This is a genomic window from Ferrimonas pelagia, from assembly GCF_039543565.1.
GTDB lineage: Bacteria > Pseudomonadota > Gammaproteobacteria > Enterobacterales > Shewanellaceae > Ferrimonas > Ferrimonas pelagia.
On record NZ_BAABJZ010000088.1, the window covers coordinates 15,333 to 36,422 of the forward strand.

Annotated in this window: 20 protein-coding genes; 15 read left to right on the plus strand and 5 right to left on the minus strand. The window is 57.5% G+C overall.

Annotated features, from left to right (window positions below; genetic code table 11):
* Positions 1-2: 2 nt before the first annotated feature.
* A complete protein-coding gene (locus ABEA08_RS13860) occupies positions 3-512 on the plus strand; it encodes a zinc ribbon-containing protein (protein WP_345335925.1) in 510 nt (169 codons plus the stop codon).
* Positions 513-585: 73 nt separating this feature from the next.
* Here ABEA08_RS13860 and ettA read toward each other — a convergent pair whose 3' ends face one another.
* Positions 586-2,250, minus strand: a complete 1,665-nt coding sequence (gene ettA, locus ABEA08_RS13865) for an energy-dependent translational throttle protein EttA (RefSeq protein WP_345335926.1) — start codon at positions 2,248-2,250, stop codon at positions 586-588.
* 402 nt (positions 2,251-2,652) lie between these two features.
* On the opposite strand from ettA, the gene ABEA08_RS13870 reads away from it, so the two are divergent.
* The 11 genes from ABEA08_RS13870 to ABEA08_RS13920 all read left to right on the plus strand — a co-directional run bounded on the left by ABEA08_RS13870 (position 2,653) and on the right by ABEA08_RS13920 (position 14,022).
* Positions 2,653-4,878 (plus strand): TonB-dependent hemoglobin/transferrin/lactoferrin family receptor, encoded by a 2,226-nt coding sequence (locus ABEA08_RS13870; RefSeq protein WP_345335927.1) that lies wholly within the window; start codon positions 2,653-2,655, stop codon positions 4,876-4,878.
* 70 nt (positions 4,879-4,948) lie between these two features.
* Positions 4,949-6,295, plus strand: a complete 1,347-nt coding sequence (locus ABEA08_RS13875; protein ID WP_345335928.1) for a hypothetical protein — start codon at positions 4,949-4,951, stop codon at positions 6,293-6,295.
* Between the two features lie 223 nt (positions 6,296-6,518).
* Positions 6,519-7,775 carry a serine hydroxymethyltransferase gene (gene glyA / locus ABEA08_RS13880; RefSeq protein ID WP_345335929.1) on the plus strand — a complete coding sequence of 419 codons (1,257 nt, stop codon included), beginning with the start codon at positions 6,519-6,521 and terminating at the stop codon, positions 7,773-7,775.
* Between the two features lie 127 nt (positions 7,776-7,902).
* A complete protein-coding gene (gene nrdR, locus ABEA08_RS13885; protein WP_345335930.1) occupies positions 7,903-8,355 on the plus strand; it encodes a transcriptional regulator NrdR in 453 nt (150 codons plus the stop codon).
* Positions 8,355-9,482: a bifunctional diaminohydroxyphosphoribosylaminopyrimidine deaminase/5-amino-6-(5-phosphoribosylamino)uracil reductase RibD gene (gene ribD, locus ABEA08_RS13890; protein WP_345335931.1), complete on the plus strand. Its 1,128-nt coding sequence runs from the start codon at positions 8,355-8,357 to the stop codon at positions 9,480-9,482. The genes nrdR and ribD overlap by 1 nt, the downstream gene beginning before the upstream one ends.
* A gap of 3 nt (positions 9,483-9,485) precedes the next feature.
* Entirely contained in the window at positions 9,486-10,148 is a 663-nt protein-coding gene (locus ABEA08_RS13895) for a riboflavin synthase (RefSeq protein ID WP_345335932.1), read from the plus strand.
* A gap of 14 nt (positions 10,149-10,162) precedes the next feature.
* Positions 10,163-11,266 (plus strand): bifunctional 3,4-dihydroxy-2-butanone-4-phosphate synthase/GTP cyclohydrolase II, encoded by a 1,104-nt coding sequence (ribBA, locus tag ABEA08_RS13900; RefSeq protein WP_345335934.1) that lies wholly within the window; start codon positions 10,163-10,165, stop codon positions 11,264-11,266.
* Between the two features lie 158 nt (positions 11,267-11,424).
* The gene (gene ribH, locus ABEA08_RS13905; protein WP_345335935.1) at positions 11,425-11,895 is read left to right on the plus strand and encodes a 6,7-dimethyl-8-ribityllumazine synthase; all 471 of its coding nucleotides are present in this window, start codon (positions 11,425-11,427) and stop codon (positions 11,893-11,895) included.
* A 20-nt stretch (positions 11,896-11,915) separates the two neighbouring features.
* A complete protein-coding gene (gene nusB / locus ABEA08_RS13910) occupies positions 11,916-12,326 on the plus strand; it encodes a transcription antitermination factor NusB (RefSeq protein ID WP_345335936.1) in 411 nt (136 codons plus the stop codon).
* A 248-nt stretch (positions 12,327-12,574) separates the two neighbouring features.
* Positions 12,575-13,549: a thiamine-phosphate kinase gene (thiL, locus tag ABEA08_RS13915; protein ID WP_345335937.1), complete on the plus strand. Its 975-nt coding sequence runs from the start codon at positions 12,575-12,577 to the stop codon at positions 13,547-13,549.
* Complete coding sequence (locus tag ABEA08_RS13920; protein WP_345335938.1) at positions 13,546-14,022, plus strand: phosphatidylglycerophosphatase A family protein; 477 nt, start codon at positions 13,546-13,548, stop codon at positions 14,020-14,022. The genes thiL and ABEA08_RS13920 overlap by 4 nt, the downstream gene beginning before the upstream one ends.
* Positions 14,023-14,431: 409 nt before the next feature.
* On the opposite strand, the gene ABEA08_RS13925 is transcribed toward ABEA08_RS13920, so the two are convergent.
* Positions 14,432-15,052: a LysE family translocator gene (locus ABEA08_RS13925; RefSeq protein ID WP_345335939.1), complete on the minus strand. Its 621-nt coding sequence runs from the start codon at positions 15,050-15,052 to the stop codon at positions 14,432-14,434.
* 361 nt (positions 15,053-15,413) lie between these two features.
* Here ABEA08_RS13925 and ABEA08_RS13930 point away from each other — a divergent pair, with 361 nt between their 5' ends.
* Complete coding sequence (locus ABEA08_RS13930; protein WP_345335941.1) at positions 15,414-16,028, plus strand: transglycosylase SLT domain-containing protein; 615 nt, start codon at positions 15,414-15,416, stop codon at positions 16,026-16,028.
* 109 nt (positions 16,029-16,137) lie between these two features.
* Here ABEA08_RS13930 and dxs read toward each other — a convergent pair whose 3' ends face one another.
* Genes dxs through xseB form a run of 3 tightly spaced genes read right to left on the minus strand, consistent with a single transcriptional unit; the run spans position 16,138 to position 19,152 of the window.
* Positions 16,138-18,003, minus strand: coding sequence for a 1-deoxy-D-xylulose-5-phosphate synthase (dxs, locus tag ABEA08_RS13935; RefSeq protein WP_345335943.1), 1,866 nt, complete (start codon positions 18,001-18,003; stop codon positions 16,138-16,140).
* 25 nt (positions 18,004-18,028) lie between these two features.
* A complete protein-coding gene (gene ispA, locus ABEA08_RS13940; RefSeq protein ID WP_345335944.1) occupies positions 18,029-18,916 on the minus strand; it encodes a (2E,6E)-farnesyl diphosphate synthase in 888 nt (295 codons plus the stop codon).
* A gap of 2 nt (positions 18,917-18,918) precedes the next feature.
* The gene (xseB, locus tag ABEA08_RS13945; protein ID WP_345335945.1) at positions 18,919-19,152 is read right to left on the minus strand and encodes an exodeoxyribonuclease VII small subunit; all 234 of its coding nucleotides are present in this window, start codon (positions 19,150-19,152) and stop codon (positions 18,919-18,921) included.
* Positions 19,153-19,347: 195 nt separating this feature from the next.
* Here xseB and pomA point away from each other — a divergent pair, with 195 nt between their 5' ends.
* Positions 19,348-20,112 (plus strand): flagellar motor protein PomA, encoded by a 765-nt coding sequence (gene pomA, locus ABEA08_RS13950; RefSeq protein ID WP_345335946.1) that lies wholly within the window; start codon positions 19,348-19,350, stop codon positions 20,110-20,112.
* A gap of 5 nt (positions 20,113-20,117) precedes the next feature.
* A complete protein-coding gene (locus ABEA08_RS13955) occupies positions 20,118-21,047 on the plus strand; it encodes a flagellar motor protein MotB (protein ID WP_345335947.1) in 930 nt (309 codons plus the stop codon).
* Positions 21,048-21,090: the final 43 nt, after the last annotated feature.

Below are 21,090 nucleotides of genomic sequence, written 5' to 3' on the forward strand. Positions count from 1 at the left end.
TTATGGACACCCGCAATGAAGCATTGGTCCGCAAATACGAATTTTTACTGCAGGATATGGAGCGGCGCTATCGGCACGATCCGGATCTGACCTTAGGTCAGTTGGAGGACATTCTCAAACAAAGTCGGACCTATGTGGCGTTGGAGTCCGAGCTCAGTGACAGTGAGCTGGATCTGGTGGAAACCTTTTTAAGGCGCGATCTGGCCGACTATGCCGAGCGGCACGCGCGGGAGCAGTACGAAGCGGAGGGGGACAGCGTCTTTACGTTGGGGCTGGAGAGCACCGTGTGGCGCTGGCTGGCGGAGATCACCGATCGCAGCCAGCTTGAGTGGCACGAGTTGGGCCAAGAGCTACGCCATCACGGCACCTACAGCGCGGGCGAGTTGGTCGGGTTAGGTGAGTTGGTGTGCGATAAGTGCGGCCACAGTATGGCCTTTTTCCACCCGACGCCGTTGCCTCAGTGCCCCGAGTGCGATGGGCTGCAGTTTTCCCGTCGACCGCTCGAACCCTAATCCATGCAGTGGCTCTGAACGAGAACAAAAAACGCCGGCATCTGCCGGCGTTTGTCTGCATCCACACATCGATTTAGTCGATGCGCTTGTACTTGACGCGGTGGGGTTGGGTGATGTCGATCCCCTGCTCTTTCTTCATCCAGTCGGCGTACTCGTTAAAGTTGCCTTCATAGAAGTTGACCTTGCCCTCATCGCGGTAATCCAGAATGTGGGTGGCAACGCGGTCGAGGAACCAACGGTCGTGCGAGATCACCATGGCGCAGCCTGGGAAGTCCAGCAGGGCGTTTTCCAGGGCACGCAGGGTTTCGATGTCCAGATCATTGGTGGGCTCATCGAGCAGCAGCATGTTGCCGCCAGCCTGCAGCAGCTTGGCCAAGTGCAAACGGCCCCGCTCACCACCGGACAGCTCGCCGACCCGCTTCTGTTGATCAGAGCCTTTAAAGTTAAAGCGACCCACGTAGGAACGGGCTGGGATCTCCCAGTTGCCGATCTTGAGGATATCCTGACCGTCGGAGACTTCCTGGAACACGGTCTTGCTGTCGTCCATGTCGTCACGGAACTGGTCTACAGACGCTAGTTTGACCGACTCACCCAGAACAATCGAACCGGAATCTGGCGCTTCTTGACCGCTCATCATACGGAACAGGGTGGATTTACCCGCGCCGTTGGGGCCGATGATGCCAACGATGGCGCCTTTCGGTACGGTGAAGGACAAGTCGTCGATCAGCACGCGGCCGTCGTAGGACTTGGTCAGGTTGTTCACTTCCAGCACCTGATCGCCCAGACGTGGACCCGGCGGGATGAACAGCTCGTTGGTTTCGTTACGCTTCTGGAACTCGGAAGAGTTCAGCTCCTCAAAACGCGCCATACGGGCTTTGGACTTGGCCTGACGCCCTTTCGGGTTTTGACGAACCCACTCAAGCTCTTTCTGGATGGACTTCATCTGAGCCTTTTCCTGAGCGGCTTCCTGCTCAAGGCGAGTCTCTTTTTGCTCCAGCCAGGAGGAGTAGTTGCCTTCATAAGGGATCCCTTCACCGCGATCCAACTCTAGGATCCAGCCGGCGGCGTTATCCAGGAAGTAACGATCGTGGGTAATGGCGACCACGGTGCCGGTGTATTCCACCAGGAAGCGCTCCAACCAGGCCACGGATTCCGCATCCAAGTGGTTGGTTGGTTCGTCCAGCAGCAGCATGTCTGGCTTATCCAGCAACAGGCGGCACAAGGCAACACGGCGGCGCTCACCACCGGACAGGTTTTTTACACTCGCATCCCATGGCGGCAGGCGCATGGCATCGGCGGCACGCTCCAGCGCGTTTTCCAGGTTGTGACCGTCTTTACTGGCGATGATGTTTTCCAGTTCGCCCTGCTCTTTGGCCAGCGCGTCGAAGTCAGCACCCTCTTCGGCGTAGGCAGCATAGACCTCGTCCAGACGGGTCAGCGCGTTTTTGACGTCGGCGACCGACTCTTCAATCACTTCACGAACGGTCTTGGTCAGATCGAGCTGCGGCTCCTGCGGCAGGTAACCGACGTTGATGCCCGGCTGTGGACGGGCCTCCCCTTCGTATTCGGTATCGACACCGGCCATGATCCGCAGAAGCGTGGACTTACCGGAGCCGTTCAGGCCCAGCACACCAATCTTGGCGCCTGGGAAAAAGGAAAGGGAAATGTCTTTAAGAATGTGGCGCTTAGGCGGAACAACCTTGCCTACGCGCAGCATGCTGTAGATGAATTGAGCCATCGTTAACCTGCAGTTGTGGGACTTAAAGGGGAAATTTTACCTCAATGGCTTGCCCTGCGCCGCCCTTTTGTCAGGTGCAACGGGATCCGCTTCACTTATCCCGTTCATTGGGCTGAGCCCTGCGGAGGGGAAATGGCTTGCCTCGGAAAAAGAATGCTCTTCGACAAATTTTACTTTCGGCAGGTGGGTGGCGAGAGCCCCATCAAATGAGAATTATTATTGGGTGTAACATTTGACCCTAAAAACCCTGACTTTTGGTAAAAAAACGAGATGCGTAGCAACCTTTTCTCTCCATTGCGTTGATAGACTGTGCCCAATCAAACTTCTGGGTAATAAGATGTATTCGCATATAGCGGAAGTCATATCCAGATCGTTGTTGTCTTTGCTAATGGATTTTACCGAATGAACTGTACCAAGTTGAGCCTGGTCTGCTCGGCCATCGTGACCGCGTTGGCGGCACCGAGTGTGGTGGCGCAAGAAGCTGAGTCAAAGCATCGTAAGGATGTGGAAGTGATGGTGGTGTCTGGCTCCCGTCTGGAGCAAAGTCTGGACAGCGTGGCTGGCTCGGTCGTGGTGATCGATGAAGAAGCGATCGCCCGCAGCATGTCCACCGACTTTTCCTCTTTGTTTCAGAACGAAGCGGCCGTGGACGTGAAGGGCGGTGCGGGTAAACCGTCTGCCGTGACCATTCGGGGTATCGGTGGTAATCGGGTGATGATGGTGAAAGATGGCGTGCGGGTGAACAGCCAATACGCGTCACCATTGGGCCCTGGCGCAGAAGGCACCGGCCGTGGTCTGACTGAGGTCGAAACCCTGAAGCAGGTCGAAGTCGTTAAAGCGGCAGCTTCTACTATGTATGGCTCGGATGCACTGGGTGGCGTTGTGGTGATGAACACCAAAGATGCGTCGGATTACCTGCTGGGCGACACCGGTTACTTCTCCGCTAATGTGGGCTACACCGGCATGAATAATGAATATTCCGCCGGTTTTACCTTCGCCCATGCGTTCGGTGATTTTGAAAATCTGGTGAGCTATCAGCGTCGCTACGGCGAAGAGCAGCAAAACTACGATGAGACGTTGCCGGTGTCAGATCTGGTGACGGACAGTTTGTTGGTGAAGAGTAAGTATGTACTGAATGAGTTCACCAATATTCAGTTGACCTTAGATTTCCTTAATCAGCAATTGGATCGTTGGGAAGACCATGCGTCCCGCCCGGAATCCATCGACTACGATCGCACCACGCATGCGTTTAACAGCTCCTTGCGTCTGCGCTCTGAGAAGCCGACTTTTGCCCACGACAATATGGACGTGGTGTTGTATTACGGCTTTACCGACCAAAATGAGCACCGTAACTATTTCGATGGTAATCAGGGTTATGTTCGCAGCTTTACTGGCGAGCGGGATTACGATTTTGAAGAAGACCGTTTCGGCTTGGCCAGTACTTTTAGCAAGTATATTGGCGGTGAAAACTACGGCCACCACCTGACCTATGGTGTTGATGTGGAGCGCTCTCACATGAGCCGTCATCGCCAGTACAACCATCTGGAAAACGGCGACTGGACTACTACCAACCCATTTGCTTTTGCTGATACTGAAAGCTGGCGCGTTGGTGCTTTTGTTCAGGACGACATTACTCTAGGTCAAAACCTGAACATTGTTGCAGGTTTGCGTTACGACTATTTCCGCAACTCTCCGGATCAACAGATGGCGGAAGATGCCGATCGTGATCCAGCCAACTTTGAATCCATGAGTGGCAGCTTCTGGTCACCAAAACTGGGCCTGATTTATAAGCTGACGGATACCGTGAGTGTGTACGGTCAGTACGCTTATGGCTACAAAATGCCAACCCCGGATCAAAAATGGGGTGAACTGGTGGTCAGCGAAGGCAATATGCCGATGGATGTGTACATCCATGCCAACTACGAGCTGGAATCGGAAGAGAGCCACACCATGGAGATCGGTGTGCGTGGTAACCACAGCAACACCAACTATGAATTGACCGCTTTCTACATTTTGGCCAACGACTTTATCGACTGGGAATACTGTCAGGGGATGATGCCAATTGGCAACACCTGTAACTCAGGGATCAGCACCGGTTCACCACTGAACTATCAGTACTTCAACCGTGATGAAGTTACTTTGTACGGTGCAGAGGTCTCGGCCAACCACTGGCTGACCAATGATGTGCAGTTGTGGGGCAACATCGCGTACACCCGCGGTGAAGATCAAAACGGTGACTACCTCAATAGCGTTAGCCCACTGAAAGGCACCGTAGGTGCTAACTTCTTTACCCGCCTGATGGGCCAAGAGGTGGATCTGGGCGCGGTGGTGCGTTTTTCCGACAAGATGACCCGTACCACCGACATCGATATTTTCCCAGGCATGGATGAGTTCAATGAGGTCTACAACACCTCCGGCTACGCCGTGGTGGATCTGACCGCAGGTATGACACTGACGCAGCAGCTGCAGCTGCGCGCCGGGGTTTACAACCTGATGGACAAGGAATACATCGATTACGCAGATGTGGCTGGCCAGTCCAAGTTCCTGCTGACCGCGCTGGGCACACCGGAGTCTAATTTCACTCAGCCAGGCCGTTATTTTGGCATCAGTGCCAAATACACCTTCTAAGCCGGTCTTCCAAACTCATTAATGTCGGGACGCGTCAGTGTCCCGTAGAATCAATATTTAGGGCTGAATCATGAATAAGACGCTGATCGCCGTTGCCTTGGGCCTGTTTTTGGCCGGCTGCAACTCAAATAACCCCAATAAAGGCGAGCCGCAAGAGCCGCCAGTGCTGCCGGTGGAGCCATTGGCGACCGGTTTGTATCTGAGCAATGGCAACCCTGAGGTTGCCAACTGTGGCATTGCAGGTGTTCGCTATTTCTTCCAGGACGCTGAAGGCACTGTGTTGGGTGAAGAGCTCGCGACCGCAGGCAATGGGTTTATCGATGTCTCCGAGGCGCCGGAAGCGGCCAAATACGTGACCTATGAGTACGACCTGTATGGCGATCATTGGGATGTGGTCTCGGTGGAGCTGGCTCTGGTCCAGGGGCCGGTTGCGTTGAATCTGGTGCGAGAAAATCTGGCGGTGACGTGCGACGGCGTGATTGCCGACGCGGAAAAGCGTTTTGAGCTGCAAAACGACTCTGTATACCAGGATGTGGCACTCGATGCCTTTGGTCTGCTGAGTCAAGGTGAGTCGGTTGCCATGCGTGAAAATGGCAGCGTGCTACTGCGTGGTTTTAACGAACAAGGGGTGGCGGGATCAGAACTGCTGGACAGCAGCGAGATCGCCGAAGGTGAGCGGGTTTCAGTGATGCTGGAAACGCCTGCGATACAACTGACCTTTACTGACGCTCAGCCCGATAGTCTGATCAGCACCTGGGCGGCTTTGCCGTTTACGAGCTCGGTACAGACGCCGGTTGAAACTGGGCAAGCCTATGTGGTTGCTCCCGGTGAAGGCCAGACGGTTTTGTCGATGAGTTTTGATGATGGCCGTGATCGCCGAATCATTGCGCGTGAGGTTGCTGAGGGTGCGATGGTTGGCGTTAGCCTGCCAGAGATGGCAGATCTGGCCACCGATTACCCGTTCATTCGCTGTGCTATGTTCGGTGCGTGTGATGTGGAAGGGGCGAACCTGACGACTCTGAGCTTTGATGCTGAGGCCTATGATGGTGACAAAGTGGCCCATTACTCGGCCCGTTATTTTAATGGCCCGACGGGGACACCAATGGCGACCGTGGTATATCGCCATGTTTACGCCATGGCGCAAGATGGCCAGTTCTTCGTACCGCCAATGTCAGATAGCTTCAGCTTCCCGGCGGCCAATGCCGTGCCGGGTGTTGGGATCGTAGCGCAATCCTTTGCGTTGATCGACAGCGCTAAACCGCAGCACGTATGGGCATTGACCGGTGGAGAATTTGGCCAGGCGAACGATAGCGCACCACAAGCTTTCTGGCGGAGCATGCACAACAGTGAGATCGAGTCAGAGATTTTCCAGGCTCAATTTGTCGAACCGCTTATCGGTGTGATTGAAATCGATTGATCGCGATAGAGTTACTATGAAAGCCGGACCTCGTGTCCGGCTTTTTTGTGCGCTTTTGCCGGGCTTTGTCGGATGGCTCACAGATGGAGAGGTTGAACCCCCAAGTTCGGTTATCACAGGATTGATCGTGACATGGCTCACAAAGGCTTGGGGAAATGAGGTTCAAAGAGTAGAATGCGGCGCCAGAACCCTTTGTATCGTATTGACCGCCCAGGAGTGACGGATGTTCGAACGTAACATGAATATCGCGGATTTTGACCCAGAACTGTGGAACGCCATGGAAGCCGAGCGTGTGCGTCAAGAAGAGCACATCGAGCTTATCGCATCGGAAAACTACACCAGCCCACGGGTACTGGAAGCGCAAGGTTCTCAGCTGACCAATAAGTACGCCGAGGGCTACCCAGGTAAGCGTTACTACGGCGGATGCGAGCACGTGGACGTGGCCGAGCAGTTGGCCATCGATCGCGCCAATGAGCTGTTTGGCTCGACTTATGCCAACGTCCAGCCACACTCCGGCTCTCAGGCCAATGCGGCGGTCTTTATGGCGCTGCTGCAGCCGGGCGATACCGTGCTGGGCATGAGCTTGGCCCACGGTGGTCACTTGACCCACGGCGCGTCCGTCTCCTTCTCCGGTAAGATCTACAATGCGGTGCAGTACGGCATCAATCAGGACACCGGCGCGATCGATTTTGATGAGGTCCGCGCATTGGCGCACGAGCACAAGCCGAAGATGATCATCGGCGGCTTCTCGGCCTACTCCGGTCTGATCGACTGGTCAAAATTCCGTGAGATCGCCGACGAAGTAGGTGCTTATCTGTTTGTCGATATGGCCCACGTCGCGGGTCTGGTGGCTGCTGGGGTGTATCCGAACCCGATACCGCATGCCCACGTGGTCACCACCACCACCCACAAGACCCTGGGTGGTCCCCGTGGCGGTTTGATCCTGTCGGCCACCACCGACGAAGCCTTGCTGAAGAAGTTCAACTCTGCGGTGTTCCCAGGGGGGCAGGGGGGCCCGCTGTGTCACGTGATAGCGGCCAAAGCGGTGGCGTTTAAAGAGGCGCTGCAGCCGGAATTCACCGAGTACCAGAAGCAGGTGGTGGTCAACGCGCAGGCGATGGCCGATGTGTTCATCAACCGGGGCTATGACGTGGTCTCCGGCGGCACGCAGAATCACCTGTTCCTGCTGGATCTGATCAGCAAAGACATTACCGGCAAAGATGCTGACGCAGCGCTGGGCCGGGCTTACATCACTGTGAATAAGAACTCGGTACCGAACGACCCACGCAGCCCGTTTGTGACCTCAGGTTTGCGGATCGGCACCCCGGCCATCACCCGTCGCGGTTTTGGTGAGAGCGAAGCGCGCGAGCTGACTGGCTGGATCTGTGACATTTTGGACAACTTCGGCGACGCCTCGGTCGAGCAGCGTGTCAAAGCGCAAGTGCTTGAGCTGTGCGCCCGATTCCCGGTCTATAAGTAAGCGAGTCTGGATTCTGATCTCAAAGCCCGCCTTCGTGCGGGCTTTTCTATGGGGATTTGCTTACGCAGGTGGGTAAAATTGGGTATTCTTGCGGGCAAAGATCGAATGAATTCAAGGCTGGTTCCTCATGCATTGTCCCTTCTGCGCTGCCACCGACACTAAGGTGATTGACTCCCGTTTGGTGGCAGACGGCCATCAGGTGCGTCGTCGCCGTGAGTGTGTGACCTGTAAAGAGCGTTACACCACCTTTGAGACGGCTGAGCTGGTGATGCCGCGGATCATTAAACAGGACGGCACGCGCCAGCCGTTTGATGAAGATAAACTGCGACGCGGCCTGCAGCGAGCGCTGGAAAAGCGGCCGGTCAGTACTGAGCTGGTGGAGCAGGCGGTGAGTAAGATCAAATCGTCGCTGCGCGCCACCGGTGAGCGTGAGGTCGGCTCAGATATGCTGGGCAACTTGGTGATGGAGCAGCTCGCTGTGCTCGATAAGGTGGCCTACATCCGGTTTGCCTCCGTGTATCGGGCGTTTGACGATCTGGCTCAGTTTGGCGAAGCGATCGCCAGCTTGGAAAAACGTTAATGTCCGCTGCCGGTTTTAGTCAGGATGACGCGCGCTATATGGCGCTGGCGTTGCAACTGGCCAAGCAGGGCTGGTTGACCACGCGACCCAACCCCAGAGTGGGCTGCGTACTGGTTAGGGCGGGTGAGATCGTCGGCCAAGGGGCGCACCTTAAAGCCGGCGAGCCGCATGCGGAGGTACACGCCTTGCGCGCGGCGGGGTCGCGGGCTCAGGGGGCGACAGCGTACGTCACCTTGGAGCCCTGCAGTCATTTTGGCCGGACGCCGCCCTGTGCTCAGGCGCTGATCGAGGCGGGCGTGACCAAGGTGATCGCTGCGATGGTCGATCCCAACCCCAAGGTGTCCGGACGTGGCTTGGCCATGCTCGAGGCGGCTGGGATCGACACGGCCCATGGCCTGATGCAGGCTGAGGCCGAGGCGGTGAATCCTGGGTTTAATCGGCGGATGCGCACTGGACTCCCTTATGTCCGTATTAAGCTGGCGGCGAGTATCGATGGCCGCACCGCGCTGAGCAATGGCGTCTCCAAATGGATCACCGGCCCCGAAGCACGTCAGGATGTGCAGCGATTGCGGGCGCAAAGCGATGCGGTGATCACCGGGGCGGATTCGGTTCGCTCGGATAACCCCTCGATGAATGTGCGTCACAGCGAACTGGGCCACTGGCAGGCGCGGATCTCAGCCGATGCGCTGATGCAGCCGCTGCGGGTGGTGGTGGATGGCCGGGCCCGGCTGGCCCCGCCGTTAAAAATGCTCGACAGCGAGGGGAGCGTGCTGCTGGCCAGTTTGGCCGACTATGCTTGCGCCTGGCCTGACTCGGTCAGCGTCTGGCGCGGCGCGGCCGTGGATGGCAAGTTGGATCTACGCCGCTTGCTGCTTGAGCTGGGCAAGCGCGAGATCAACGAGGTACTGCTGGAAGCCGGCGCCTCCTTGTGTGGTGCCTTTATCGCGCAGGGGTTGTGGGACGAATTGGTGTTGTATCAGGCGCCGAAATTGATGGGTGATCCGGCCCGCGGCTTATTGGCGCTGCCTGAGTTTACCGCCATGAGTGAGATCCCCGAGTTGGCCTTTAATGACGTGCGTCGGATCGGTGCAGATCTGCGCCTGACTCTGACGCGTGTGGAGAAGTAATAGATGTTTACCGGCATTGTCGAAGCGGTGGGAACACTGCGTAAATTGGAGCATCGCAGCGGCGACTTGAAGGTCACGGTCGCGACCGGCGGCTTGCCGCTGGATGACGTCAAACTGGGCGACAGCATCGCCACCAACGGGGTGTGCCTGACGGTGGTTAGCCTGGGGGCGGATCATTTTGTCGCCGACGTCAGTGCGGAAACCCTAGCGCTGTCCAACTTCACCCAGTACAGCGTGGGCACCCGGGTCAACCTGGAGCGGGCGGTGATGCCGACCACGCGACTGGGTGGCCATTTGGTCAGTGGTCATGTCGATGGGGTTGCTACCGTCGTCAGCCGGGAAAGCCGTGGCCGCGCCATTGAGTACTGGTTGCAGGCGCCGGCCGAATTGGGGCGCTATCTGCCGCACAAAGGCTCGGTGACGATCGATGGGATCAGCTTGACGCTGAATGAAGTGGACGGTGCCCGTTTCCGACTGACCATCGTGCCACACACGGCGACGGAAACCACACTGACGGAGAAACATGCTGGTGATCGTGTCCATATCGAAGTGGATCTACTGGCGCGCTATCTGGAAAAATTGATGCAGCCCCAGGCCGATTCCCCAGCACACGCTGCGGGTGGTCTGACGCTGGAAACCTTGGCCCGCAGCGGCTTTGTGAAGTAAAGGAAAGGCAAGCTATGGCGCTCAACCGCATTGAAGAGATCATCGAAGATATCCGTCAGGGCAAGATGGTGATCCTGATGGACGACGAAGATCGGGAAAACGAAGGGGATCTGATCATGGCGGCGGAAGCCGTGACCCCGGAAGCGATCAACTTTATGGCCAAGTTTGGCCGGGGTTTGATCTGCTTGCCGATGAGTGCTGAGCGCTGTGATGCGCTGGGCCTGCATCAGATGGTGAGCAACAACACCGAGCAATACGGCACCGCCTTTACCGTGTCGATCGAAGCGGCCGAAGGGGTGACCACCGGGATCTCCGCCGGCGATCGTGCCCGTACCATCCAAGCCGCGGCTGCCGAAGGGGCAGGGCCGCAGGATCTGGTTCAGCCGGGTCACATCTTCCCACTGCGGGCGATGGACGGCGGCGTGCTGAACCGTGCCGGCCACACCGAAGCTTCGGTGGATCTGGCGCGCCTGGCGGGCTTCCGCTCGGCGGCGGTGATCGTCGAGATCCTTAATGAAGATGGCACTATGGCGCGCCGTCCTCAGTTGGAAGCGTTTGCGGCGGAGCACGATCTGAAGGTGGGCACCATTGCCGATCTGATCGAGTACCGCAATCACAATGAGACCACCATTGTGCGGGAAACCCAGTGCACCCTGCCGACCCGCTACGGCGAATTTGAGCTGACCTGCTATCGCGACACCATCGATAACCAGTTGCATGTTGCCTTGGTGAAGGGAGAGGTCACCGACAACTGTTTGGTGCGCGTGCATCTGAGTGATCCGACCCGGGACCTGCTGCAGGCCACCATCAGTGGCACGCCAGCCTGGCCACTGGATAAGGCGATGGCCCGTATCGCACAAGAGGGTGGGGTGTTGGTGCTGCTGGGACGCGAGCAAAGCTCAGATACCATGTTGGCCCAGCTTAAGGCCTATGCGGCGCAGCAGAAGGGCGAAACCATCGGCATCAAACGCTCGGTAGAAGCCACCCGCACCGTGGGTGTCGGCTCGCAGATCCTGGCCGATCTCGGCGTGGGTAAGATGCGCTTGCTGTCGAGTCAGAAACGCTACCATGCTTTGTCCGGTTTTGGTCTGGAAGTGACCGATTACGTCGAGGTCTAGTTTTATTCACTCGTCCATGTCGCCAAGCGCTCTATGTTTCAATGCTTTGTGCGACATGACGCCAGTGCAAGGGCGGCACGGCATTTGCCGCTTCTCTGTGCTATCATACTGCAACTTTTTGGCCCGTGTTGGGGCCGTGAGAAGAAATGGATAACGATATGAAGGTAATCGAAGGCAACATCGAAGCCAAAGGGGCTAAAATCGCTTTGGTGGTTTCCCGTTTTAACAGTTTTATCGTCGACAGCCTGACTGAAGGTGCGATCGATACCCTGAAGCGTTTTGGTCAGGTCAATGATGATGACATCACTGTTGTGCGGGTACCGGGTGCCTTTGAACTGCCACTGGCCGCGCGCCGGTTGGCAGCCAGTGGCAAGTACGACGCCATCATTGCGCTGGGCGCAGTGATCCGCGGCGGAACCCCGCACTTCGACTTTGTCGCCGGTGAGTGTAACAAAGGACTGGCCCAAGTCATGCTGGAGTTTGATACTCCGGTATCCTTCGGGGTGCTGACCACCGACACTATTGAGCAGGCCATCGAGCGCGCCGGTACCAAAGCGGGTAACAAAGGCGGTGAAGCCGCCCTGGGTGCGCTGGAGATGGTCAACGTCCTAAACCATCTGGCTGATTAACAGCCTGATTGGAGAATTGTGTGAAGCCTTCCGAACGTCGTAAAGCCCGCCAACTGGCGGTGCAGGCCCTCTACTCTTGGCAGATGAGTGGTAACTCCATCGCTGATGTCGAGCATGAGTTCCTGACCGAGCAAGATACCAAGGGCGCAGATCTCGCCTATTTCCGCGAACTGCTGGTGGGCGTATCCGCCCAGGCCAGTGAGTTGGATGCCAAGCTGAAGCCAAATCTGGCTCGTCTGGTGGACGAGGTGGATCAGTTGGAGCTGGCGATCCTGCGTTTGGGTGCATTTGAGCTGCTGCATCGCAATGATGTGCCTTACAAGGTCGCGATCAACGAAGCGATTGAGCTGGCCAAGGTCTTCGGGGCCGAGGAAAGCCATAAGTTCGTAAACGGCGTACTGGATAAGCTCGCCATCTCGATCAATCGCTAAGCGATCTTATCGGGTAAGACAGACGGCCACATTTATGTGGCCGTCTATCTATCGGGCGGGTGGTAATGACACTGGCTGTCGCGATACATGGCTTCTTAGCGGAAACCAGGCGTTGCGATAAGCCCTTGTCAGCCTGGGTTCGTTATGGTCGTTCGCCGTGCCGCTGGCTTGTTCGGCGGTACCGTTGTTTCGCCCCAAGCGTGCTTCTTTTCGCCATTCGGCCGACGCTCTCAGAAGATGGGGATGCAATGAAAGGAACCGATGAGTTTTCTCTGATCAAACGTCACTTTACTCGACCGAACCAGCGCAAAGATGTGATCTTTGGGGTGGGGGATGACGGGGCGGTGCTGCGTGTGCCTGAGGGCAGTCAGTTGGTGGTTTCGACCGACACGCTGGTCAGTGGTACCCATTTTTTGGCGGACATCGATCCGGCGGATCTGGCCTACAAGGCGGTGGCCGTCAACTTGAGCGATCTTGCTGCGATGGGGGCAGAGCCAGCCTGGATGACCTTGGCGCTGACCTTGCCGCAGGTCAATGAGCCCTGGCTGGAGGCGTTTTCCGCCAGCCTGTTTGAGATCTGCCAATATTACGGCCTTGCGCTGATCGGCGGGGATACCACGCGAGGACCGCTGAGTCTGACCCTGACCATCCATGGCCATGTGCCGGCGGGTAAGGCGCTGTACCGCAGTGGCGCACGGGTGGGAGACTGGTTGTTTGTGACCGGCAAGCTGGGGGACAGTGGGGCGGGATTGCAGTGTTTGCTGGGCCAGTTAACGCTGCCGAGTGAGCTGCACCGAGCCTTGCAGCAGGCGCACTTGCGTCCTCGACCTCGAGTATTGGCCGGTCGGATGTTGCGGGGGATCGCTACCAGCGCCATGGATCTGTCCGATGGTTTGGCGTCGGATCTGCAGCACATCCTCACGGCGTCTCAGGTGGGCGCCGTGATCGAGTTGAACGATCTGCCCCTGTCAGAGCACCTGCTCAGCGCGATGCCTCGCGAGCAGGCGCAAGCGATGGCGCTGACCGGCGGCGAGGATTACGAGTTACTGTTTACTGTGCCCGAGGCGCAAAAGGGCGCGCTCGCGACGGCGTTGGCCGAGGCGGGGGCCGACTACTGCTGTATCGGCCAGATCACCAATGGTGAAGGGATCCAATACCGTCAAGACGGTCAGCCGGTGTCCTTGTCGTTGTCGGGTTATAACCATTTTAAGGACGTTTCATGAAGCGATACCCTGGGATCCGGATGACCGATCCGGTGCACTTCCTGGCATTGGGCTTTGGTTTAGGGCTGGCCCCAAAAGCACCGGGCACCTTTGGCACCTTGGCGGCGCTGCCATTTTTCTTGCTGATGGCGGGGCTGTCCCTGCCGATCTACCTGGCCATCGTACTGGTGATGGGGTTAGTGGGGATCTACCTGTGCGATGTCACCGCGAAGGCGATGGGGGAGCACGATCATCCGGCGATCGTCTGGGATGAGGTGGTCGGCATGTTGATCGCGATGATCTGCTTGCCTGCCGGTTGGATCTGGGTGATTGCCGCGTTTGTGGCCTTCCGCTTCTTTGACATCCTCAAGCCCTGGCCCATTAAGTTATTGGATAAGCATGTCCACGGCGGTTTTGGCATCATGATCGATGATGTCTTGGCGGGGATCTTTGCGCTCGCAGTGGTGCAAGCGGCGGCTTACTGGTTGGTTTAACCTGACCATGGAAACAAAAGAGGGGGGATGATCTCAGCGGTCATTCCCCTTTTTTTGGGTTGTACCGTCGCGAACCGTTCGCGCTCTGTTGAGTCTGTTCGTTTTACTCCAATCGGTCGCACAGCCGACAAGCCGAAGGGGGGTCGGCGACGGAACGCTTCTTGGTGAAGGGCACAGGGACGATCCGCCTCAGGCCCCGACGCAGCGTGTCACTGTCCCATCTGCCATCTGCCATCTCCATCTTCATCTCCATCTCCCATCGCGGATAGCGCGGATACGCAGATCTCAGCCGGGGCGCGTTCACGGGACATGCCGCTCTCGGTGCTGCACTCACTGGGCGACCTGCGGCGTCAATATTGCGCCTGGCGGCACGTAAACAGAGGATGACGATACCGAGATAAAGGGGAAATTAACCCGCCAGAGCCATAGAGCCACCTAGGCCGATAAATACGACGGCGCAGGCGCGGTTGAACTTGGTCTGGGCGCTGGGGTTGGCCAGTTGATTGGCCAGTCGACAGCCTCCCATAGCCACCAGGTTGAGGATGATAAAGTCGATTAGGGTGAAGGTGGCACATAAGATCAGCAGCTGGGTCGTCAGATCGGACTCTGGGCGAATAAACTGCGGAAACAGGGCTGCAAAGAATACCAGGCCTTTCGGATTTGCCAGACCAACCAGCAAGGTTTTGCGAAACAGCTTGCGCTTGTCGCTGTCTCGTTGCTCAAAACCGTCGTTAGAGAGTGCGCCTGCACGTGCGCGCCAAGCGCCGATCCCTAACCAGATCAGATAACCGGCGCCGGCGAAGCGCAGCATCTCATACGCGATAGGCTGGCCGGAGATCAGAGCGCCTATCCCAGTCGCGGACAGTGCCATTAAGATCAATCCTGCGATGTTTGAGCCCAAGATCGTGTACAGCGCTCGGCCGTGACCATAGCGGACGCTGGTGGAGAGGGTCATCAGGGTCATGGGACCCGGGGCAGCAAGCAGGACTATGACGGTTGCCAGATAGACCAGATAGAGCTCAGTCGACATCAGATCGGTTCAAGTTGGAGTAAAGAGGCGCGATATTTAATCAGCGAGCTGGTCGTCTGTAAAGGTGGAGTTGAGGAAAACTCGAAGTGGACCTGTCTTGTTGGGACGGAAACTTGTCAAGACGCCTTCTTGCGCCCTTTATTGTGCACTTGTTGTGGTCAAGGGTAGCGGTTTGTGCTGTGTCGATTGGGAGCGAGGGGGCAAAAAAAATCGGGAACCCCTGCCTGAATCAGGTTCCCGAATAAAGGAGGATAATGATGAACGAATAAATCGGTTCGTAAATTCAGACTCGCGCCCTTCCAATAAGTTCCTAAGCAAGGCAGAATTTTTCAAAAATTATTTAGGCTTAAAAAACAAAACAATGAATCGAATGAGCGCACTGTTGTTGTTGTGGATCTGGGGCCTAGCCGGTTGTGCCACGCCACCACCGAAGGATCCGGAGAATATCTGTAACATCTTTCAGGAGAATCGCAGCTGGTATAAGGCGGCGAAGAACACCGAGCAGAAGTGGGGCGTGCCGGTGCATGTGCCGATGGCCATGATGTATCAGGAAAGTTCGTTCCGTCATAACGCCCGTCCACCGATGCAATACTGGCTGGGCTTTATTCCGGTCGGACGCGCGTCCACGGCCTATGGCTATGCGCAGGCCAAGACCATGACTTGGGACGACTATGTGCGGGAGAACAACCGCTCTTTTGCCCGGCGCAGCAACTTTGCCGATGCGCATGATTTCATGGGCTGGTTTATCTATAAGAGCCATGCAGTGAATGGCGTGTCGAAGTGGGATGCGTACCATCAGTACCTGAATTACCACGAAGGGTGGGGCGGCTATAAGCGTCAAACCTACAATCAAAAGCCTTGGCTGATCCAGGTGTCTCGGCGGGTCGATGACCGCTCTAAACGTTACGCTATGCAATATCGGGAGTGTAAAAAAGATCTCGATCGCAGTTGGCTGTGGCGCCTGTTCTTCGGCTAGGGGCAGGGTACTGAGGGCGCGCGCGACGCCCTCGGGCTTTGAGTCTTATACCGTTGCATGAAAAACGCCGCTGTGGTTTCCCACAGCGGCGTTTTGCTTTGCTTGGCTCTTAGCAGTCGAAAGCGGCCTTGGCGCGCTTGACGATCCCCGGGCCATCCAGCTCCAAGACCGTGTGCATCTCCTGTTGCGTGCCCTGCTCGACGAAGCGATCCGGCAAGCCCAGTTGCAACACAGGTTTGCAGAGCCCTTGTTTGGCCAGCGACTCCAGCACCGCGCTGCCTGCGCCGCCCATGATGGCGTTCTCTTCCAGGGTGATCAGATGGTCATGGCTTTCAGCCATCTGTTTTACCATCTCGTCATCCAGAGGCTTGATAAAGCGCATATTGACCACGGTGGCATCCAGTTGCTCGGCTGCCTCCAGGGCGTACGGCAACAAGGTGCCGAAGTTGAGGATGGCGATCCGCTGGCCTTGCCGGCGCAGCTGCGCCTTGCCGATCGGCAGCGACGTCATCGCTTTTTCGATCTCCACCTCCATGCCATTGCCCCGTGGGTAGCGCACGGCTGCCGGGCCGTTGAGCTGGTGGCCGGTGTAGAGCATCTGCCGACACTCATTGGCGTCGGCCGGGGCCATGATGGTCAGGTTGGGGATGATCCGCAGGAACGACAGGTCAAACGCCCCTTGGTGGGTTTGACCATCCGCGCCGACCAAACCGCCGCGATCGATGGCGAACAGGACGGGCAGATCCATGATGGCGATATCGTGGATCACCTGATCAAAGGCCCGTTGAAGGAAGGTGGAGTAGATCGCCACCACGGGTTTAAGCCCTTCGCAGGCAAAGCCAGTTGCCAGGGTGACCGCATGCTGCTCGGCGATGGCCGCATCATAGTATTGATCCGGGAATCGCTGGGAAAACTCCACCATGCCGGAGCCTTCACGCATGGCCGGGGTGATCGCCACCAGTTTTGGATCTTGCGCCGCCATGTCGCACAGCCAGTCGCCGAACACCTTGGAGAAGGTCGGCCGACCTGGGGCAGACTTGGGCAGCTTCCATTCGGCAGGATCAAATTTGGGCACGCCGTGGTAGCCGATCGGATCCTCTTCCGCAGGCTGATAGCCTTTGCCTTTCTTGGTCATCACGTGAAGGATCTGCGGACCTTTGAGATTACGCATATTGCGTAGGGTGTCCACCAAACCGTTAACGTCATGACCATCGATAGGGCCGATGTAGTTGAAGCCTAACTCTTCAAACAGGGTGCCCGGTACCACCATCCCTTTCAGGTGCTCCTCGGCACGACGCGCCAGCTCCTTGATCGGTGGCATCGCGCCCAACACCTTCTTGCCGCTTTCTCGGATCGAGGTGTATAAGCTGCCGGACAGGATCCGCGCCATATGATTGTTGAGGGCACCGACGTTTTCGGAGATCGACATCTCGTTGTCGTTGATGATCACCAGCATGTCTTTGTGGATATCACCGGCGTGGTTCAACGCTTCGAAAGCCATGCCACCGGTTAAGGCGCCATCGCCGATCACGGCGGCGACACGACGACCCTGACCCTCTTTATCGGCGGCGATCGCCATACCGAGCGCCGCACTGATGGAGGTGCTGGAGTGGCCGACACTTAAGGTGTCGAATTCGCTTTCCCCGCGCCATGGGAAGGGGTGCAAGCCGTCCTTCTGGCGTATGGTATGGAGTCGATCGGCGCGGCCGGTCAGGATCTTATGCGGGTACGCCTGGTGGCCCACGTCCCACACTAGGCGGTCAAACGGTGTGTTATAGACATAGTGCAGCGCCAGCGTCAGCTCTACAGTGCCCAAACCTGAGGCCAGGTGTCCTGATGAGCGGCTCACAGATTGCAGCAGGAACTGACGAACTTCATCCGCCAGTGGGGTCAGTTGCTCTTGGGGCAACTGCCGAAGCTGATCCGGCATCAAAGCCTGGGACAGCAAGGGGTAATCAGACAGGGCCTGGCTCATTCAAGGATTCACTTATTTGTCTTTACTATTGGTTGCGCTCGATGATGTATCGGGCGAAACCTTCCAATTGATCGCTATTGTAAGGTAACTGGGCCAGTGCTGTCAGTGCATCTTGATAGAGATCCTGCGCTACATCACGGGCACCATTCAGGCCGAGCAGGGCGGGGAAGGTGCTTTTCTCGGCGGCCAGATCGGAGCCCTGGGGCTTGCCCAGTTGTTCGGTGTCGCCGGTGATATCGAGGATATCGTCATGCACCTGGAAGGCCAGGCCGATCTTTTCAGCGAATTGGCGCAGGTGGGCGCGTTGGGTTTCGTCGACACCGGCGACCGCCAAGCTGCCCAGCTCGACGCTGGCGCGGATCAGTGCGCCGGTTTTGAGCGCGTGCAGTTGCGTCAAGGTGGCCAGATCGATGGGTTGACCCGTCTGGGCCAGATCGATCGCCTGACCGCCACACATGCCCTGATAGCCGGAGGCCTTGGCCAGCACGCGCAGCATGGCGATGCGATTGCTCTCCAGCTCGGGCGGTAAGTCGCATTCGGCTAGCAGTTCGTAGGCCAGGCCTTGCAGGGCATCACCGGCCAGGATGGCCGTGGCCTCATCAAAGGCGATGTGCACTGTCGGTTGGCCTCGGCGCAGGTGGTCGTCATCCATCGCCGGCAGATCGTCGTGGATCAGCGAGTAGGCGTGGATGCACTCGACCGCCGCCGCGATGGGATCGAGGGTACTTTCCTCGGCGCCCAGCATGGTGCCGGTGGCATAGACCAAAAACGGTCGGGCCCGTTTGCCGCCGAGCAAGGTGCCATAGCGCATGGCCTCCAGCAGCCGTGGGGCGCAGTGAGGCAGCCGGTCGAAGGCCTGCTCCAGGGTGCGGTTGACCCGTTGCTGGTAATGGCTGAGTGCGTGCGTCGACATGCTTATTCCTCGAACGGGGCCAAGCCCGGCTCTGCGCCCGGCGATTGACTGAGGATCCGGACTTGCTGCTCCGCCTGCTCTAGCTTGGCTTGACTGGCTCTGACCAAGCCGATCCCGCGTTCAAACTGCTTCAGTGCCTGCTCTAAGGGCACCTCACCCTGCTCCAGCTGGGCGACGATCTGCTCCAGCTCCTGCAAGGATTGCTCGAAGCTCAGGTTTTCCGGTTTTTTGGCCACTTTACTGCTCCCGTCCAATTAAGGGGCCAAAGGTACTGTTTTGCCCCGCTAGATTCAATGCGACGGCGCCTTGGCCGGAGAAAAATTGTTTAAGCTTGCCACTGCACAGGGCGATAAGCAGAATAAGCGTATAGTTTTCAGTATTCCGGTCGTTATAGGGATCTGGAAAGGTATTTTTTATCGTTAGGAGCAAGTGTGGATCTGGCAACCCTGATCGGCCTGGTTGGCGCATTCGCCTTTGTCATTATGGCAATGGTTCAAGGTGGCGACGCTACCATTTTTATCAGCGCGCCCAGCGCCTTGATCGTGATCCTCGGCTCGCTATTCGTTGTGATGATGAAATTTAACCTGATGCAGTTTCTGGGATCGGTCAAGATCGCCGCTAAGGCCTTTGCGTTTCGGCTGGATCGACCGGAGGCGCTGATCGAGCAATCGGTCACCATGGCGGACTCGGCGCGCAAGGGCGGCTTCTTGGCGCTGGAGGAGGCCGAGGTCAGCAACGCCTTTATGAGGAAGGCCATCGCTTTGCTGGTGGATGGTCATGATGCAGAGACGGTGCGCAGCACGCTGAATAAAGACATCGGCCTGACCATGGAGCGTCACAGCTTGGGGATCGATGTGTTCCGCAAGTTGGGCGAGGTGGCTCCGGCAATGGGGATGATCGGGACCCTGATCGGCCTGGTGGCGATGCTCAACAATATGGAAGATCCCAAAACCATTGGGCCAGCGATGGCCATTGCCCTGCTGACCACGCTGTATGGTGCCATTATCGCCAATATGGTGGCCCTGCCGATCGCCGACAAGCTGGAGCTGCGCATGCAGGAAGAGATGCTCAATCGGCGTTTGATCCTGGATGCGGTGTTGGCGATCCAGGATGGGCAAAACCCGCGTGTCATCGAGGCCTTCTTGAAAAATTACCTGCGTGAGAAGCAGCGGGTGATCGAAACCACCGAGGATTGAGTCGAATGAGTGAATTCGGCCCGAAGCGCAGAAAGCCGACCGGGGCCCCGGCCTGGATGTCGACCTTTGCCGATCTGTCGACCCTGTTGATGTGTTTCTTTGTGCTGTTGCTGGCCTTCTCTGAGATGGATGTGCTTAAGTTCAAACAGGTGGCGGGCTCGATGAAGTACGCCTTCGGTGTGCAAAACCAGATCGAGGTGCAGGACATCCCCCGCGGTACCTCGGTGATCGCCATGGAGTTCCGGCCGGGACGGCCCGAGCCGACTCCGCTGGATGTGGTGCAGCAGCAGACCGCCGATTATCAGCGCGAGGCGCTCGATTTCCAACCGGGCGACAGCAGCGATGCCGGTGGCCAGGAAGATCTGTCGGGCAACAGTCGTGGTGGCAGCACCAGTCAGAGCGCCAGCCAGAACACGCCAAGCTCGAAAGCGCAGCAAGCGGCGGCGGCGCCGCTATGGGATCAGTTAGCCAAGAAGGTGGCGCAGGAATTGGAGGAGCAGATCCGGGACGGTGCCATCGAGGTCGAGTCCTTGGGCCAGCAGTTGATCATCCGGATCCGCGAGCAGGGGGCCTTCCCGGCGGGCTCGGCGTTTCTGCAGCCCAGGTTTCGACCCGTCTTGCACGCCGTCGGTGAGTTACTGACGGAGGTGCCGGGGATCATCACGGTGACCGGGCATACCGACAATACGGTGATCAGCAACGAGCTGTATCGCTCCAATTGGGATATCTCCTCGCAACGGGCGCTGGCGGTAGGGCATGAGCTGCTGTCGGTGCCAAAGTTTGATGGCCAACGGATGATCCTGCGCGGTGTGGCCGATACCCAACCACAGGAGAGCAATGACACCTGGGCTGGTCGGGCGGCGAATCGGCGAGTGGAGATCAGCATTGAGCAGGGGAAAGCGAAGCTGTCAGAGGCCATTTCGGTATCGCCTTAATGGCGGAGATCGCATTGCGTGCTGACGAGGGGAGATCTATGCT